The sequence below is a fragment of the Lentilactobacillus senioris DSM 24302 = JCM 17472 genome (assembly GCF_001436555.1).
Taxonomy (GTDB): Bacteria; Bacillota; Bacilli; order Lactobacillales; family Lactobacillaceae; genus Lentilactobacillus; species Lentilactobacillus senioris.
The window spans coordinates 285,859-302,255 of sequence record NZ_AYZR01000008.1; the positions used below are offsets into that span (position 1 = coordinate 285,859).

Annotated in this window: 19 protein-coding genes; 17 read left to right on the forward strand and 2 right to left on the reverse strand. The window is 37.7% G+C overall.

All coding sequences use genetic code 11. The features are described from left to right. Window positions 1-6 precede the first annotated feature (6 nt). From tgt to trxA, 13 genes are all read left to right on the forward strand, one after another. Window positions 7-1,149 (forward strand): tRNA guanosine(34) transglycosylase Tgt, encoded by a 1,143-nt coding sequence (tgt, locus tag FC56_RS04755; protein ID WP_056978223.1) that lies wholly within the window; start codon window positions 7-9, stop codon window positions 1,147-1,149. A gap of 91 nt (window positions 1,150-1,240) precedes the next feature. Further along, a complete protein-coding gene (yajC, locus tag FC56_RS04760; RefSeq protein ID WP_054669546.1) occupies window positions 1,241-1,594 on the forward strand; it encodes a preprotein translocase subunit YajC in 354 nt (117 codons plus the stop codon). 61 nt (window positions 1,595-1,655) lie between these two features. Beyond that, on the forward strand, window positions 1,656-2,735 hold the full coding sequence (dinB, locus tag FC56_RS04765) for a DNA polymerase IV (protein WP_056978224.1): 1,080 nt from the start codon (window positions 1,656-1,658) through the stop codon (window positions 2,733-2,735). A 74-nt stretch (window positions 2,736-2,809) separates the two neighbouring features. Next, the gene (locus FC56_RS04770; protein ID WP_056978225.1) at window positions 2,810-3,766 is read left to right on the forward strand and encodes a DHH family phosphoesterase; all 957 of its coding nucleotides are present in this window, start codon (window positions 2,810-2,812) and stop codon (window positions 3,764-3,766) included. A gap of 11 nt (window positions 3,767-3,777) precedes the next feature. Then, complete coding sequence (locus tag FC56_RS04775) at window positions 3,778-5,136, forward strand: DEAD/DEAH box helicase (protein WP_056978226.1); 1,359 nt, start codon at window positions 3,778-3,780, stop codon at window positions 5,134-5,136. A gap of 141 nt (window positions 5,137-5,277) precedes the next feature. Beyond that, window positions 5,278-7,926 carry an alanine--tRNA ligase gene (alaS, locus tag FC56_RS04780; RefSeq protein ID WP_056978227.1) on the forward strand — a complete coding sequence of 883 codons (2,649 nt, stop codon included), beginning with the start codon at window positions 5,278-5,280 and terminating at the stop codon, window positions 7,924-7,926. A gap of 85 nt (window positions 7,927-8,011) precedes the next feature. Next, entirely contained in the window at window positions 8,012-8,287 is a 276-nt protein-coding gene (locus FC56_RS04785) for an IreB family regulatory phosphoprotein (protein ID WP_054668973.1), read from the forward strand. Window positions 8,288-8,290: 3 nt separating this feature from the next. Next, window positions 8,291-8,725 (forward strand): Holliday junction resolvase RuvX, encoded by a 435-nt coding sequence (ruvX, locus tag FC56_RS04790; RefSeq protein WP_056978228.1) that lies wholly within the window; start codon window positions 8,291-8,293, stop codon window positions 8,723-8,725. A gap of 13 nt (window positions 8,726-8,738) precedes the next feature. Continuing rightward, window positions 8,739-9,053: a DUF1292 domain-containing protein gene (locus FC56_RS04795; RefSeq protein ID WP_054668971.1), complete on the forward strand. Its 315-nt coding sequence runs from the start codon at window positions 8,739-8,741 to the stop codon at window positions 9,051-9,053. A gap of 80 nt (window positions 9,054-9,133) precedes the next feature. Next, on the forward strand, window positions 9,134-9,382 hold the full coding sequence (locus tag FC56_RS04800; protein ID WP_054669543.1) for a cell division protein ZapA: 249 nt from the start codon (window positions 9,134-9,136) through the stop codon (window positions 9,380-9,382). Window positions 9,383-9,387: 5 nt separating this feature from the next. Beyond that, window positions 9,388-9,909: a CvpA family protein gene (locus FC56_RS04805; RefSeq protein ID WP_054668965.1), complete on the forward strand. Its 522-nt coding sequence runs from the start codon at window positions 9,388-9,390 to the stop codon at window positions 9,907-9,909. Beyond that, a complete protein-coding gene (locus FC56_RS04810; RefSeq protein ID WP_056978229.1) occupies window positions 9,906-12,269 on the forward strand; it encodes an endonuclease MutS2 in 2,364 nt (787 codons plus the stop codon). The genes FC56_RS04805 and FC56_RS04810 overlap by 4 nt, the downstream gene beginning before the upstream one ends. An 84-nt stretch (window positions 12,270-12,353) precedes the next feature. Then, window positions 12,354-12,665, forward strand: coding sequence for a thioredoxin (trxA, locus tag FC56_RS04815; protein ID WP_054668963.1), 312 nt, complete (start codon window positions 12,354-12,356; stop codon window positions 12,663-12,665). 46 nt (window positions 12,666-12,711) lie between these two features. Here the strand turns inward: trxA and FC56_RS04820 are convergent, their stop codons facing one another. Beyond that, window positions 12,712-13,212: a DUF2507 domain-containing protein gene (locus FC56_RS04820; protein WP_056978230.1), complete on the reverse strand. Its 501-nt coding sequence runs from the start codon at window positions 13,210-13,212 to the stop codon at window positions 12,712-12,714. Between the two features lie 168 nt (window positions 13,213-13,380). On the opposite strand from FC56_RS04820, the gene FC56_RS04825 reads away from it, so the two are divergent. Both FC56_RS04825 and cbpB read left to right on the forward strand, forming a co-directional pair. After that, window positions 13,381-13,905 (forward strand): metallophosphoesterase, encoded by a 525-nt coding sequence (locus FC56_RS04825; protein ID WP_056978231.1) that lies wholly within the window; start codon window positions 13,381-13,383, stop codon window positions 13,903-13,905. Beyond that, a complete protein-coding gene (gene cbpB / locus FC56_RS04830; protein ID WP_054668959.1) occupies window positions 13,906-14,382 on the forward strand; it encodes a cyclic-di-AMP-binding protein CbpB in 477 nt (158 codons plus the stop codon). It abuts the gene before it with no gap. 32 nt (window positions 14,383-14,414) lie between these two features. Here the strand turns inward: cbpB and FC56_RS04835 are convergent, their stop codons facing one another. Beyond that, window positions 14,415-15,278, reverse strand: coding sequence for a mechanosensitive ion channel family protein (locus tag FC56_RS04835; protein ID WP_056978232.1), 864 nt, complete (start codon window positions 15,276-15,278; stop codon window positions 14,415-14,417). Window positions 15,279-15,418: 140 nt separating this feature from the next. Between FC56_RS04835 and FC56_RS04840 the strand changes: the two genes are divergently transcribed. Beyond that, window positions 15,419-15,838, forward strand: coding sequence for a DUF948 domain-containing protein (locus tag FC56_RS04840; protein WP_056978233.1), 420 nt, complete (start codon window positions 15,419-15,421; stop codon window positions 15,836-15,838). Between the two features lie 24 nt (window positions 15,839-15,862). Beyond that, a complete protein-coding gene (locus FC56_RS08205) occupies window positions 15,863-16,387 on the forward strand; it encodes a YtxH domain-containing protein (protein ID WP_054668955.1) in 525 nt (174 codons plus the stop codon). Window positions 16,388-16,397 lie beyond the last annotated feature (10 nt).

Genomic DNA, 16,397 nt, shown 5'->3' on the forward strand with positions numbered 1-16,397 from the left:
TCATATATGGAACCAGCGATTAAGTATCGCTTAATTAAAACCGAAAAACACACTGGCGCTCGTTTAGGAGAAATTATTACCCCCCACGGGACGTTTCCAACTCCAATGTTCATGCCGGTAGGAACTCAAGCCACCGTCAAAACATTAGCGCCAGAAGAACTGGATGAAATGGGTGCTGGGATTATTTTAGCTAACACCTATCATCTTTGGTTACGGCCGGGAGAAGATATCGTTGAACAGGCTGGTGGATTACACAAGTTCATGAATTGGGATAAGGGTATTTTGACCGATTCCGGTGGCTTTCAGGTCTTTTCTTTAGCTAGTAACCGAAACATTACCGAAGAAGGGGTAACCTTTAAAAACGAAATTAATGGTTCTAAGATGTTTTTATCACCCGAAAAAGCCATTCAAATTGAAAATGCGCTAGGACCGGATATCATGATGAGCTTTGATGAGTGTCCACCATATTTTGAAAGTTACGACTACGTAAAACATTCTGTAGAACGAACTTCACGGTGGGCAGAACGAGGATTAAAGTCACATCAAAATCCTGATTGGCAAGCCTTATTCGGCATTGTTCAAGGGGCCGGTTTTGAGGATTTGCGAAAGCAATCAGCTGCTGATCTAGTTAGCTTAGATTTTCCTGGATACTCAATTGGTGGACTATCAGTTGGGGAATCTAAGGAAGAAATGAATCGGGTGCTTGAATTCACTACACCATTATTACCAACCAATAAGCCACGCTACTTAATGGGCGTGGGAACTACCGATTCATTGATTGACGGAGTCATTCGCGGAGTCGATATGTTCGACTGTGTACTTCCAACTAGAATTGCTCGTAATGGTACGGTAATGACTTCTCATGGTCGACTAGTGGTTAAAAATGCTAAGTATGCACGCGACTTCACTCCATTGGATGATCAGTGCAACTGTTACACTTGTCGTAACTATACTCGGGCTTACATTCGCCATTTAATGAAGACCGACGAATCGTTTGGAATGAGACTAGCTAGTTATCATAATTTGTACTATTTGCTTAACTTAATGAAACGAGTACGCCAAGCAATTATGGATGATAACTTACTTGAATTAAGAGAAGAAGTTTTTGAACAATATGGCTATAATTTACCTAACGCCAAGAACTTTTAAACACTGGACGATTGTATGAGAGTTTGTTAAAGTTATTTTATACAGAAAGTGTGGGTGAGATATAGTGAACAGTTCTACTTATTCTATTTTGATGATCGTGGTTCTTTTTATTTTGATGTACTTCTTAATGATTCGGCCACAACAAAAGCAAGAAAAAAAGCGTCGGGAACAATTATCTAAGCTAGCAGTTGGCGACAGCGTTGTTACCATTGGTCGTCTACATGGTGTAATCGATGAAATTAACGAAGCTGATAAAACAGTTACTTTAGATTGTGACGGTATTTTCTTGACTTTTGATCTAAATGCGATTGCTCAAGTTAAAGAACGTGCAGTTACTTCAAGTACTAAGGAAACTAGTACTACTGAACAACCAGCAGAACCAAAAGAACAATCAACCGAAACTCCAGAAACTGATACTAAAGATTCAGATTCTGAAGCAAAATAAAGAGCTGATAACAGCTCTTTTTTTACCCACATGAAAAAACATATGTTCGGAGGTGAGCTGAATGAACGACCGCTGGATTATTCACGTTGATATGGATGCTTTTTATGCCTCGATTGAAGAAAGAGAGGATCCCAGCTTGAAAGGAAAACCATTAGTAGTGGCGAAAGATCCTCGTAAAACTGGTGGCCGCGGGGTGGTATCTACCGCTAATTATATTGCTAGAAGGTATGGAGTTCATTCAGCGATGAGCTCTAACGAAGCTCTGAAACTATGTCCGGCAGCGATATTTAGGTTTTCAGGTTTTCAATTATATCGTGCAGTTTCTCAGCAAATTCATAATATTTTTCATCACTATACTGACACAATCGAATCATATGCCCTAGATGAAGCCTATCTTGATGTTACCAACAATAAATTAAGGTTGACCGATCCCATCCAGATCGGCCGAGAGATTCAACAGAAAATTAAACAAGTGACTAAATTAACTTGTTCAATTGGAATTTCTTATAATAAGTTTTTGGCTAAAGAGGCCTCTGATTATACAAAACCGGCAGGATTTACTATTATTTCTGCTAATGATGCACCCAATTTTCTGGCACACCTACCCATCGAAAAATTTCGGGGAGTAGGTAAAAAAACGGTGCCTAAGATGAAAGAACTAGGGATTAATAACGGTACGGATTTATTAAAATTGTCGGAACTGGATTTAATGAAACATTTCGGCAAGTTCGGTTATGTTTTATACCGACGAGTACGGGGCATTGATGAACGGCCGGTGGAAGCTAGTAGAATTCGTAAATCAATTGGTCGAGAGCGAACCTTTGGGCCAGTGTTAGATTCCGAAGCAGCGGTTAGAACTCAATTAAGGTTAATTGCAACTCAGGTTGTTAAAGACGTTGTTACAAAGCATAAACACGGTAAAACGCTAGTCTTGAAGGTGCGTTATCAGGATTTTCAAACGGTTACTAAACGAGCAACATTTTTGGACTATATTGATAACGATATTGAAAATTACTTGGAAATTACCACCGAATTATTAGAAGAACTTCCAGAAGTCAATGCTGGAGTTAGATTATTGGGAATTACCTTAACTAGCTTGGATGATTTAAATTATGAAAATTTAGCGTTAAACTTGTTTTAAGCGATTAGTTTTTGAATTTTGACTAGTTATTCGTTATACTTAAGTGTTTAAGAAAACTGGGATGGAGCGATAAAATGACAATCCAAGAACAAATATTAAATGCAATTCAACGTTTTGATACCATTATTATTCACCGCCATAAGCGACCAGATCCAGATGCAGTAGGATCTCAAATGGGGTTAGCTGAAATTTTAAAAACTAGTTTTCCGGCTAAAAAAATCTATACGGTTGGTAAACAATATGCTAGCTTTGAATGGTTAGGAGTTACTGACGAAATTGATGATGATGTGTATCAAGATGCATTAGTAATTGTCGTGGATACTGCTAATCAACCAAGAGTTGATGATGATCGCTACTTGAACGGCAAGATGTTAATTAAAATTGATCACCATCCTAATGACGATCAATTTGGTGATTTGATGTGGGTAGATGAGCTAGCATCTAGTACGTCAGAACTGATTGGTGATTTTTGTTTCCAACTTAAAGAACAATTGTTAATGACGTCTAACGCCGCTAGACTTTTGTACGCGGGGATTGTTGGTGATACAGGACGGTTTAAGTATCCAGCTACTACGCCTAAAACCTTTGCAATTACTGCTAAGTTAACGGAATATGATTTTGATGCTAGTGCGATTAACCAGCACGAAGATGAAATTAACTTACCATTAGCTCATTTAGCAGCGTACACTTACGATAATCTAGTAATTAACGATAACGGTGCTGCCCATTTAATTTTAACCAACGCTGCATTAGAACCCTTTAACTTAGGGGATGAAAGTACTTCTTCAATTGTTCCTCTCCCAGGTAATTTAAAGGAAGTTACTTCTTGGGCCATTTTGGTGGAACAAAAAGAAGGAGACTATCGAATTCGTCTTCGCTCTAAGGGGCCAGCCATTAATGAACTAGCCAAACAATATGGAGGTGGCGGCCATCCGCTAGCCAGTGGAGCTGTGCTATCAGATGAAAAAGAAATTCCAGAATTTCTCGCTAACCTAGACAAAGTGGTAGATAAATACCACGCAACCAGATAACAGGAGAATTTATGACAAGTTTTAACGATTTTAATTTAAAGCCGGCATTGCTTGAAGCAGTGGCTGACATTAATTTTCAAACTCCAACTCCGGTTCAGGAAAGATTAATTCCTGAAGTTTTAGCCGGTAGAGATGTGGTAGGCCAATCTGCCACTGGTAGTGGGAAAACCCATACCTTTTTATTGCCAATTTTTAATCAACTAGACAGTAACAAAAAAGCGGTTCAAGCCGTAATTACTACTCCTAGTCGTGAATTAGCTTATCAGATCGCTGATGCAGCTAAACAATTACGCGGATTTGTTGATGAAGATATTTTAATCGGAACTTTTGTTGGTGGTACTGACAAAAAACGGCAAGTAGAAAGACTTCATAGAGAACAACCTCAATTGGTCATTGGAACTCCCGGAAGAATTTGGGATTTGATTGAGAGTGAGGCTTTGGATATTCATGAAGCTAATCAATTAGTAATTGATGAAGCTGATATGACGATGGATATGGGCTTTATGGACTTGATTGATAAAATTGCTACTCGTTTTGGAAAAAAAGTCCAAACATTAGTATTTTCAGCAACAATTCCTCAACAATTACGGGTATTTTTACGGAAATATCTAACTAACCCGTTAATCGAAGAAATCCCGGTAGCTACTGTTATTAATCCCAATGTTTCTAATTGGTTAATCTCAACTAAGGGTCGGGATAAAAACCAAATGATTTATGAATTATTGACCATGGGTGAACCTTACTTGGCGTTGGTCTTTGCTAATACCAAGGAACGGGTAAAGGAAATTGGTCAATTTTTAAAGCAACAGGGCCTAGACGTAGCAATGATTCATGGTGATATTAAGCCTCGAGAACGTAAACGAATTATGAAGCGGGTTAAGAACCTTGAATTTCAATACGTAGTTGCAACTGATTTAGCAGCTCGTGGAATTGATATTGAGGGAGTTTCTCACGTTATTAATGATGATATTCCCGAAGATCTTGAATTTTTTGTTCACCGTGTAGGTAGAACTGGTCGTAACAACATGAAGGGAATTTCCATCACGTTATACGAACCAGGCAAGGAAAAACGCGTTGCGGAACTAGAATCTATGGGTATTAAATTTGAACCCAAAGACATCAGAAATTATGAAGTCGTGGATTCTTATGATCGTAATCGACGAAAGACGCACCGGAAGAAAAACGAAAAATTAGATCCAACTATGATTGGATTAGTTAAAAAGAAAAAGAAAAAGATTAAGCCGGGATATAAACGACAAATTAAAATGTCGATCCAACGAAAAGATGAAATGGACCGTCGAATTAAGAAACGTGAAGAAGCCAGAGCTCAACGGAAGCATAAGAAGCAAAGCTCAACTCGTTATAAATAGGCTTTGATAAATTGACAGTTTTTCTGCTAAAAAGTATAATTTTAGTGTTAAATTTTGTCAGATTAGATTACTAAAAAGATTAAATTAAAGTGCCGGGAAGTAATGACCGGCTTTTTTATTTAAAGGAAGTGGAGAGTTTCGATGAAGGAATTAAGCAGTGGCCAAGTGCGGCAAATGTTTTTAGACTTTTTTCAAGAAAAGGGACATGCAGTTGAACCTAGTGCATCACTAATCCCGGTTGATGATCCTACCTTACTATGGATCAATTCTGGTGTTGCTACTATGAAAAAATACTTTGATGGTAGTGTTGTGCCGGCTAATCCACGAATGACTAGTTCACAAAAAAGTATCCGGACTAATGATATTGAAAATGTAGGGAAAACACCCCGCCACCAAACATTATTTGAAATGTTGGGTAATTTTTCAGTAGGGGATTATTTTAAGAAGGAAGCCATTCCTTGGGCATATGAACTATTAACTTCACCCAAATGGTTTGGTTGGGATAAGGACCGCTTATTCGTTACGGTATACCCTAAGGATACCGAAGCTAAGGAAATTTGGTTGCAAGCGGGTATTGCTCCAGATCATTTGATTGAAGCTGAAGATAACTTTTGGGATATTGGTCAGGGACCATCTGGACCAGATTCTGAAATTTTTTACGATCGAGGACAGGAGTTTAATAACGTTAGCGAAGATGATCCAGAAAATTATCCTGGTGGCGAAAACGATCGGTATTTAGAAGTTTGGAACATTGTCTTTTCTCAATTCAACCACACTCCTGAGGGCACCTATGAACCACTTCCCCGAAAGAATATTGATACGGGAATGGGACTAGAACGAGTAGTTTCCATTTTTCAAAATGCTAAAACTAACTTTGAAACTGATTTATTTTTACCAATTATTAAAGCAACGGAACAACTCAGCGCAGACCGTCATTATGGTAAAGTTGCCGAAGACGACGTTAGTTTTCGGGTAATTGCAGATCACGCTAGAGCTATCACAGTAGCCATTGGTGATGGCGCTTTGCCTTCTAATGAAGGACGTGGCTATGTTATTCGACGGTTAATTCGGCGGGCTATTGTCAAAGGCCACCAATTGGGAATTGAAGATGCTTTCTTGTACAAGATGGTACCGGTAGTTGGAGAAATCTTGCAATCATACTATCCAGAAGTTTTAAAGCAAAGTGACTATATTGCGTCAGTCGTTAAGTCAGAAGAAGAACGGTTTAATGCTACTCTTGCTGATGGTCTTAAATTATTGGAAACTGTTTTAGCAGATGCTCATGAAAATAATAACGACCAGATTAATGGGGCTGCTGCATTCAAGCTTTATGATACTTATGGTTTTCCTTTAGAATTAACTAGTGAAGCGGCTGCCGAAGCTGGCATTACGGTTGACCAAGAAGGGTTTGCTGATGAAATGCAACAACAACGGGACAGAGCCCGGAATGCTCGTAGTGGAGCCAAATCTATGGGTGTCCAACGAGACCTATTACTAGAAATTAAAGATGCCAGTGAATACGTTGGTTATGATCGGTTAACGGTAACCGGAGCTAAATTAATTGTAGCGATCGCTGATGAACAAAGAGTTACCAGCGTAGAACCTGGTACGACTGCCGAATTAATGTTTGACCAAACTCCATTCTTCGCTGAAATGGGTGGTCAGGTTGCTGATAACGGAGAGGTTTTAACTGCTGATGGTGAATTAGCTGCTAAGGTAGTTGACGTTCAACATGCTCCAAATGGCCAAAACTTGCATACCGTTGAAGTAGTGAAAACTTTGACTACTGATGATGAGTATATTTTAACGGTTGATCAACATCGTCATAGCAAGATTGAAAAGAACCATACTGCAACTCATTTGTTGGATCAAGCATTGCGAAATATCTTAGGTGACCATACGCAACAAGCCGGTTCTTTGGTAGAACCAAACTATTTGCGTTTTGATTTTAACCACTTTGGTCAAGTTACTGATGAGGATTTAGCCAGAGTTGAAGCATTGGTTAACGAACAAATTTTTAATGAATTAGAAGTTACCACGGTAGAAACCGATCCTAAGACTGGTAAAGAAATGGGTGCCATTGCTTTATTTAGTGAAAAATATGGTGATGTGGTTCGGGTAGTTAAAATTGGTGATTTCTCAATTGAATTCTGTGGTGGAACCCACGTTAAGAATACTAATGAAATCGGACTATTCAAGATTATTTCAGAATCAGGGGTTGGAGCCGGAGTACGGAGAATTGAGGCTGTTACTTCTGCAGAGGCTTATGAAGCTTTGAATCGCTCTCACAATGACTTACAGTTAATTGCTGATAAGCTAAAGGTTAGCCAAATTAAAGATTTACCTAACCGTTTAGATCAACAGTTAGAAGAAATTAAAGCTTTGAAACAAAAAAATGAAAGTTTAGAAGCTAAAATGGCTAGTCAACAAGCAGCTGATGTCTTTAATAATCAACAAACAATTAATGATCATACGTTAATTACTGGTATTATTAAGGATGCTGGTATGGATCAACTACGGCAATTAGCAGATACTTGGAGAACTAAAGCTTTATCAGACGTTTTAGTACTAGGAACTGGTAAGGACGATAAAGCTAATCTGATTGTCGCTATGAGTGATGAAACGGTCAAAGCTGGTTTAAAGGCTGGTGATTTAATCAAAGCTATTTCACCTAAAATCAACGGTGGTGGTGGCGGTCGGCCAAACATGGCTCAGGCCGGCGGTAAAAATCCAGCTGGATTAGCTGATGCAATGAAAGCGGCTGAAGATTGGCTTGCTAGTATTAAATAACGATTACATGATTGCTGGATGATTGTAGTTTGTGTAATTTTCGGTTAGAATTAGACCATACAACTTATGTTTAGGGGTGAAGGGTATGAGTTCACTAGATAAAACGATGTTTTTTGATTTTGGCGCTGATCAACCCAAAGATGTTCGGGATACTTTATTGACCGTTTATCGGGCCCTTGAGGAAAAGGGATACAACCCATATAATCAAATTGTTGGTTATTTGATTTCAGGAGATCCTGCTTACATTCCCCGTAATCAGGATGCTAGAAATTTAATTCGGCGTCATGAACGAGATGAGATTATCGAAGAATTAGTAAGATTTTATATGGATAATCAACCCAATGACGGTCAGAAAGGTTAACTAATGAAACTAATGGGACTTGATGTCGGCTCCAAAACTGTAGGAGTGGCAATGAGTGATGCTTTTGGTTGGACTTCTCAAGGAATCGAAATTATTCCCATTGATGAGGAAAATCAAGAGTTTGGATTGGATCGAGTTACGGAGCTAGTTGAACAGTATGGAGTTCAAGGCTTTGTAGTTGGACTACCCAAAAACATGAATAATAGCTTAGGGCCTAGAGCCGAGGCATCCCAACAATACGCTGAAAAGTTAACTAAATTGTTTAATTTGCCGGTGGATTTTGAAGATGAACGACTAACAACGGTTGAAGCTGAGAGAATGTTGGTGGAAAAAGCTGACGTCTCTAGAAAAAAGAGAAAAAAAGTAATTGATAAAGTAGCAGCTGGATTGATCCTTCAAAATTATTTGGATCGAAAAGGTAAACTAACACAGAAATAGTGAGGAGCTTATTATGGCTGAAGAAATTCAACAACAAATTACCATTGCAGATGAAAACGGTGATGAAACATTATATGATGTTTTGTTCACTTTCCAATCTGAAGATTATGATCGTTCATACATTTTGGTTTACCCAACCGGTAAAGGTGAAGATGAAGAAATTGAAATTTTGGCATTCGCATTACCAGACGGTGATAACCCAAGTGATCCTCAAGGTGGCGAATTAAAGCCAATCGAAACTGACGAAGAATGGGACATGATTGAATCAGTTCTAAACACTTTCTTAAATGGTGACGATGACGAAGTAGCCGATCAACCAAAAGAATAACACCAAATTTAATTAGTTGATTAGGATTGAACTAACTCAGTGGGTTGGCTCAGTCCTTTTTCATTCATAGGAGGAAAAAGATAGTGGCTGACAGTAAACGCCGATTTAAAACTGAAATTGATGGTAAGACGTATATTTTAGTAGGAGAAGGCACCCAAGAACATATGCAAGCCGTTTCTGATTTATTAAATGAACAATTAACGGAATTAAAGGAAGCTGCGCCGCAAATTACGGACAAAGACCGGGCTATTTTGCTGGCTTTCAATGCTATTTCTAAGCAATTAGACATGGAAACTAATTCTGCATTAGGGCAACAAGGAGAAAGATAACTAGTTTGATACTAAATATTATTATTATAATTATCCTGTTAATTTCCATTCGGACTGGTATCCAACGTGGTTTTATCCATGAAATTATTAATTTAATTGGTTATGGTCTTTCCATTTTTGGAGGATTGTTAATTGCTAGGCCAATTAATTTATTGATTCAGGATTGGCTAAACACTAATACAGACCTTAGTCCTTTTATCATTTTTGGATTAAAAAATGTTATTTTCTTTGGCGTTTTTGCCAGTATTTGGACGATTTTTAGGATCGTTAAACGAACGCTGATGCCTATTAAGAGTTTACCGATTATTGGACCGATAAATGGAGCCTTAGGTGGTTTAGCTAGTTTTGCGTTAACCTATCTAATCACTTTTGTAGTGCTATTTATTGTCCATGATATGCCAATTATTAATTGGCAATCTATGGTTGAAAATTCCGAAGTAGCTAAATGGATGTTAGCTAAAACTCCTATTATTTCCAGTCAGATTTTTGATTTATGGCAAAATTATGGAGGTGACATACGAATATGAATTCTAAAGTGTTAGATACTTTAGAGTATCAAAAAATTAAAGACCAATTGCTGCCGTTTTTAAGTACCGATCAGGGTCGGCAGGTGGTTAAAGAATTATTACCTAGTTCTGATGTAAATGTAGTGGCTAAATGGCTGGATCAAAGTGCGGATGGGGCCACTATTATGCGTTTAGAGGGAGAAATTCCGATTCCCAAACTAGATGATATTTCTAATATTATTAAGCGACTCAACATTGAAGACGCTTCTTTAAGTGGGACTGAGCTGGCAGCGGTCACCAAATTATTACGGACTACCCAAGCAATTTATAACTTCTTTGAAAGCTTAAAAGTTAACGAAGTGGAATTACGGACATTAAACCAGTTAGTAGATCGATTAAGTTTACAACCGGAAGTGACTCAACAACTGGTTAGCTCCATTGCTGAGGATGGCCGAATTTTAGACGGCGCTTCAAGGGAATTACGTTCTATTCGGGCACAAATTACCAGAACTCAAGCAGAAATCCGCGGAATTATGAATCATTTTATTAAGGGCGCCAGTGCTAAATACTTGAGCGAACCCATTATTACTATCCGTGATGATCGGTTTGTGTTACCAATTAAAGCTGAATACAAACAAAGCTTTGGTGGTATTATCCATGATCAGAGTGCTTCTGGGCAGACGTTATATGTGGAACCTAATAACGTAGTTGAAAAAAATAACCAGTTGAGAAGAGACAAATTGGCTGAAAGAGTTGAAGAACGTCGAATCTTAGCGGAATTAACCGAACTGCTTCGCCCAATTAGAAATGAAATGAAGTTCAACGGTAACATTATTGGTCAGCTTGACTTTATTAATGCTAAGGCTAAATTAGCCCATCAAACTCATAGTACGGAGCCTGCGTTATCAATTGATAACGACGTAAATTTACGGCAGGCTAGACATCCGTTAATTGATCCCCAAATGGTAGTGGCTAATGACATTGCTATTGGTAGTGACTACCGTACCATTATTGTTACCGGTCCTAATACGGGTGGTAAAACCATCATGATGAAGACTCTAGGTCTCTTACAGTTAATGGGACAATCTGGTATGTTTATTCCGGCTTTAGAGCATAGCCAAATTGGGATTTTTGACGATATTTTTGCTGATATCGGAGACGACCAATCCATTGAAGCTAGTTTGAGTACTTTCTCTTCGCACATGGATAACGTAATCAATATCTTAAATCAGGCCACTAACCATAGCTTAATTCTATTAGATGAATTGGGAGCTGGAACCGATCCTAAAGAAGGAGCGGCACTTGCGATGGCAATCATTGATAGGGTAACAGAGATTGGTAGTGAATTAGTAGCTACTACGCATTATCCTGAATTAAAGGCTTTTGCATATAATCGTCCCAATACTATTAACGCTTCAATGGAGTTTGATTTTGAGAAACTACAACCCACTTACCGTTTCTTAATTGGAATCCCTGGTCAAAGTAATGCGCTAAGTATCGTTGAAAAACTAGGTTTAGATAAACAGGTTGTTTCTAACGCTCGTGATTTTACCGATGAGGATAGCCAAGATATCAATACGATGATTGATGAATTGACTGAGCAAACTAAAAAAGCACGTCAGGAAGCGGACGAACTTAAAGTTGAATTAGCTGATGCCACTGATCTTCATCGTGATTTAACAACTGCTTATGAAAAATACCAAGCTAATAAAGAACAATTAGCTGAAAAGGCTAGAGAGCAAGCTAACCAAGTTGTGGAAGAAGCTAAGGGAAAGGCAGACACCATTATTGCCGATCTTAGAGCTAAGCAACAACAAGTAGCTAACAGCCCGGTAAAAGAAAATGAATTAATGGATGCCAAGGGAGCCCTTAACTCATTAGAAGTTGCTCCACAGTTAAAGAAGAATAAAGTTCTTCGACGTGAAAAAGCTAAGCATGACTTCCATGAAGGGGATGAAGTGCTGGTTAAATCCTACGGACAACCAGGAACTTTAGTCAGAAAAATGGGAAATCATTCATGGGAAGTTCAAATTGGTATTTTAAAAATGAAATTAGACGAAAGCGACTTAGAAAAGGGTAGTGCTCCTAAACCTAAAAAAGCCGCACGGCCTAGAGTTGCGAGAACTAAGTCTGCTGGGACCTCACCTACTTTAGATTTACGGGGACAGCGTTATGAAGAAGCTATGCATAGTCTAGATCAATATATTGATGCTGCTTTAGTTTCTGGTTATCCTACTGTAACCATTATCCACGGAAAAGGAACCGGAGCATTGCGCCAAGGGGTTAATGATTATTTGAGTAGTCACCCACAAGTTAAAAGTTTTGGTTACTCAGCCCCTAATGCGGGCGGGGATGGTTCGACCGTGGTAAAATTCAAGTAAAGCTAAACGTAATAGTTGCTTTTTTTTCAAAAGGTTGTAAACTACTATTATTAAGTAAGCATATTGCTTTTAAGGAGGATTACTATGGTTATTGAAACTACAGATAAAACTTTTGTTGATGATACAGCAAATGGTGTAACTTTAACCGATTTTTGGGCAACTTGGTGTGGTCCTTGTCGGATGCAATCACCAGTAGTTGAGGAATTATCAGAAGAAATGAGTGACGTTAAGTTCACCAAAATGGATGTTGATGAAAACCCTGAAACTGCTTCTAGTTTTGGAATCATGAGTATTCCCACTTTGATGGTGAAAAAAGATGGCCAAGTAGTTGATACTATTGTTGGTTATCATGATAAAGCTCAATTGAAGAAGATTTTAGATCAATATACTGATTAATTTCATAAAAATAGGGACGGTATCCTTTTAGATACTGTCCCTATTTTTATTCTGACTCGGAATTTTGTAAGTCGAGTTCAAACGGTGTTCCTTCACTAGGTTGATAATTTTTGGGATCTCCAATTTCAGTTTCAATGATAACGGTCCCTTTACCTTTATTAACTTTCATCACTTCCGACTCGGCAGGAGTTTCTAAGATCTCAGTTACATTTTGAGCAATGATTCCAGCCTCTAAGAAAAAGTCCACGTCATCTATTGCATCAATACGTTTAGTAACAATCTTTCCAGTTAAAGTCCAATTAATTTTATGCGCAGTTCGTTTAGTTAAGTTTAAGTTCCCCAGATTAAACTGTAAAAAGAAAGTTGAGATAGCCTCTAAATCAGCCAGTTGATATTTGCGAGCTAGTCGCTTACCAGCCCAGTATGATAGTTGGTGAATCTCAGTTCCTAAGATTTCTGGAAGGAGGTCGTCCCTGATTAATTCTTGACCTAATAATGAATTAAGTTGGTCATCATTTAAAATTTGCTTATATGTTTGGCTATCCATTTTTTATCTCCATCGCTTATGTTATAAAACATTATACAATATTTTTACTAGAAGGTGCTTGCTAGTTGATCACTAATCCAAAATGATCGATAATTAAGATGCGTAAGGATTTTAGTTCAAGTATAATTAACATTAATGAATGAAGGAAACTAATGAGGTGCGATAGCCATGAAACTATTGGTAGTCAGTGATAGCCACGGAGATCGGCAAATAATTGCTGATTTACTTGATCATTACCAAGATCAAGTTGAGGCAGTAATTCACTGCGGTGATTCGGAATTAAAGGCAACTGATTCATTACTGGATCGGTTAACTATGGTTCAAGGAAATATGGATCTAGCTAATTTTCCGCTCATCCAAAAAAAAATAATTGATAATCAAACTATTTTAGTAACTCATGGTCATCGTTTTGGAGTAAATGGTGGGTTACTTAAATTAGAGTTATTAGCCCAACAAGAAAATGCTAATTTAGTATTTTTTGGCCATACTCATCAGCTAGGGGCTGAAATAAGCCACGGTCAGATTTTTATTAATCCGGGAAGTATTGCTCAACCAAGAGGCAAATATGCGTTTATTGGCGGTACATACGCAATCGTTGAAACGCTTAATAATCAAGTAACAGTGAAATTCTACGATCGTAATTTTGATCCGATACCAGAACTAGAATGTCATTTTAACGAAGGAGACGATTAAATGATTGAACCATCGATTGAAGATGTTATGAACCGCAGTGAGAGAGATATTGTGATTCCTGCTGAAATGGTTGCTACCGTTAATGAAAATAATAACTTACAACATGTTTTTCTAGTGTTATCTAAAATTAAATATTCTAAAATTCCGGTGTTGGATAATGATAATCACTTTAAAGGTCTCATTTCTTTAGCCATGATTACTGATCAGATGCTAACTAACGAGGGCATTGATGGTCACCGTCTAGAAAATATTTTGGTTAAAGACGTTATGCAAACGGATGTCCATGCTATTTATGAACGGGAAAATCTAGAAGTAATTTTAAGATACTTAGTCGATGAAAACTTCTTACCATACATTGATGAAGATGACGTTTTTAAAGGGATTATTACTAGACGAGAGATTCTAAAGGAAATTAATTTTTTAACTCATAATTACGATAAGTATTATCATGCTGAGTCTAATCATGTGGTGATTTAAATAAAAAAACAACTTCAATTGAAGTTGTTTTTTTATTGATTGGGATAATTTTGACTAGGCAGTAAAATATCTGCTTGTTGAAGTGCCTCTAAGTAAAAGCCTAAGAAATCATGAGAGATTTTTCCTTGAGTTCCATTTTTAGCGGTAATGTTTATTTGAAGTGCTAACTTACCAGTAGGTAAAGTAACGGTGCCCAAAACATTTGGGGAGTCAACAATTTCTGGGTACTCAGGTGTTTTTTTGGTATTAACTTGTTCAATAATCTCTAATGCTTGTTGAATAGGGGTTTCCGGTAGAATTGTAATTTGAATCATGGCCACCATGTTATTACGAGACATATTAGAAATAGTGGTGATGGAACGGTTGGGGATAAAATTTAAGGTGCCATCATCTGAAACGATTTGAGTGGTTCGTAACCCCACCGCAGCTACCGTTCCTTTGATGGTACCGATCTGAACGTATTCACCGACTTCAGCTTGTTTTTCTAAAATAATGAAAAAACCGCTGACTATGTCACTAACGAATCCTTGGGCGCCCAGTCCAATTGCCAAACTAAAAATTCCAGCACTAGCGACTAGTGTTCCGACTGGAATACCAATCACTGATAGAATAGAATAAATCCAAAAGAACCATAATGAATACATGAAAACATTTAAGGATAGGGAGTGAAAGGTTGAAATTCGTTTTTCAACAAAATTATCCGCATATTTAGACCGATAACGCTTGAAAAAATGGTTGATTAAGCCACGACCAATTTTACGAATAATGATAAATAAAATTGAAAAGAAAATGATCCAGACAATTGACTGAATTAAATTAGTTAAAATCTTGTCCCATTCAAAGTATTGAAGGTACTTTTGCCAATTGATGGCTGAGTTTAATTTTTGATTGATCACTTGTTGGCCTCCTGCCTTTATCTGTTCTTATTTTAGCAAAGACGTTAATAGATTCAAAGCCGCTTAGGGAACAATTTCATTGTCAAACCAAGGGTTCAATGCTATTCTGGTATTGAACTACAATTAAAGGAGGGTGTGCAATGACAGGTGGTCAAGTAGCAGCGATCATTGCCGCAGTAGCATTTTTAGTATTGGTTTTATTCATTGGTATGTTTTTAATGAAAATCAATAAAACCATGTCTGAGGTTAACAAATCCATCAACTCAATTACTAGTGACGTTGATGTTATTTCCAAACAGACTGAACAAATTATGGCAACGTCAAATACTTTTATCAAGGACGTAAATGACAAAGTCAATATTGTAACGCCAGTATTTCAGGCCGCCGCTGACTTAGGTCAAAGTGTGTCTGACTTAAATGCTGCCACACAAAACCTAACTCAAAAAGTCAAAGATTCCGGTAAAACCGGTGCTAAGGCTGGAGTTGCAACCAAGGTTGGTAAAACAGCCTGGGGAATGTATCAAAATCATCGTCAAGCAAAACGAAATAAAGAAATTTAAACTTACTTTTGGAGGTCGAAGATTATGGGAAAAAAATTAGCGGGTAGTTTATTCATTGCAGCTGTTGGTGCGGGATTATATGCAGCTTATCAAAAGTTGGATGCTCAAAAGAAGCAACAACTTCAACACGACGCAATGGATAAGGCGGCAGAATTAAAAGATCGAGCAGTTGACTATGCTTTTTACGCTAGTGATGCCGTTGAAGACTTAAAAGAAGTGGTTAGAGACCAAATGGATCAAACTAAGAGTCAAATTAAGGACTGGCAAGCTCAAAACAATACTCCTGATGTTGGCGAAGAAGTTAGTTCTGAAATTAATGAAAAAGCCACTCAATTCCACGAAGCTCAAGAACGGCTTCGTTCTGAAGTTGCCAATGGTGTTGATGATTTGAAGGATGAAGAAGCCCAAGATGATATTGTAATCACTGCTGATGAAGCCTTACAAAATCAACATAAAGATCTACCAGAAGAATCAGAAGAAACTCCAAAAGAATCTAAAAAAGTAGCACCTAAAAAAGAATCTAAAAAAGAAGAAACTAAGAAAGATTAGTTTTAACTAA

What these genes read in the sequence shown, in the direction of transcription:
- FC56_RS04820 (WP_056978230.1), bottom strand. Translation starts at nt 13,212, where the DNA reads ATGGATAGCCAAACATATAAGCAAATTTTAAATGATGACCAACTTAAT.
- FC56_RS04775 (WP_056978226.1), top strand. Translation starts at nt 3,778, where the DNA reads ATGACAAGTTTTAACGATTTTAATTTAAAGCCGGCATTGCTTGAAGCA.
- yajC (WP_054669546.1), top strand. Translation starts at nt 1,241, where the DNA reads ATGATCGTGGTTCTTTTTATTTTGATGTACTTCTTAATGATTCGGCCA.
- dinB (WP_056978224.1), top strand. Translation starts at nt 1,656, where the DNA reads ATGAACGACCGCTGGATTATTCACGTTGATATGGATGCTTTTTATGCC.
- FC56_RS04810 (WP_056978229.1), top strand. Translation starts at nt 9,906, where the DNA reads ATGAATTCTAAAGTGTTAGATACTTTAGAGTATCAAAAAATTAAAGAC.
- FC56_RS08205 (WP_054668955.1), top strand. Translation starts at nt 15,863, where the DNA reads ATGGGAAAAAAATTAGCGGGTAGTTTATTCATTGCAGCTGTTGGTGCG.
- FC56_RS04770 (WP_056978225.1), top strand. Translation starts at nt 2,810, where the DNA reads ATGACAATCCAAGAACAAATATTAAATGCAATTCAACGTTTTGATACC.
- ruvX (WP_056978228.1), top strand. Translation starts at nt 8,291, where the DNA reads ATGAAACTAATGGGACTTGATGTCGGCTCCAAAACTGTAGGAGTGGCA.
- cbpB (WP_054668959.1), top strand. Translation starts at nt 13,906, where the DNA reads ATGATTGAACCATCGATTGAAGATGTTATGAACCGCAGTGAGAGAGAT.
- FC56_RS04785 (WP_054668973.1), top strand. Translation starts at nt 8,012, where the DNA reads ATGAGTTCACTAGATAAAACGATGTTTTTTGATTTTGGCGCTGATCAA.
- trxA (WP_054668963.1), top strand. Translation starts at nt 12,354, where the DNA reads ATGGTTATTGAAACTACAGATAAAACTTTTGTTGATGATACAGCAAAT.
- tgt (WP_056978223.1), top strand. Translation starts at nt 7, where the DNA reads ATGGAACCAGCGATTAAGTATCGCTTAATTAAAACCGAAAAACACACT.
- FC56_RS04825 (WP_056978231.1), top strand. Translation starts at nt 13,381, where the DNA reads ATGAAACTATTGGTAGTCAGTGATAGCCACGGAGATCGGCAAATAATT.
- alaS (WP_056978227.1), top strand. Translation starts at nt 5,278, where the DNA reads ATGAAGGAATTAAGCAGTGGCCAAGTGCGGCAAATGTTTTTAGACTTT.
- FC56_RS04795 (WP_054668971.1), top strand. Translation starts at nt 8,739, where the DNA reads ATGGCTGAAGAAATTCAACAACAAATTACCATTGCAGATGAAAACGGT.
- FC56_RS04840 (WP_056978233.1), top strand. Translation starts at nt 15,419, where the DNA reads ATGACAGGTGGTCAAGTAGCAGCGATCATTGCCGCAGTAGCATTTTTA.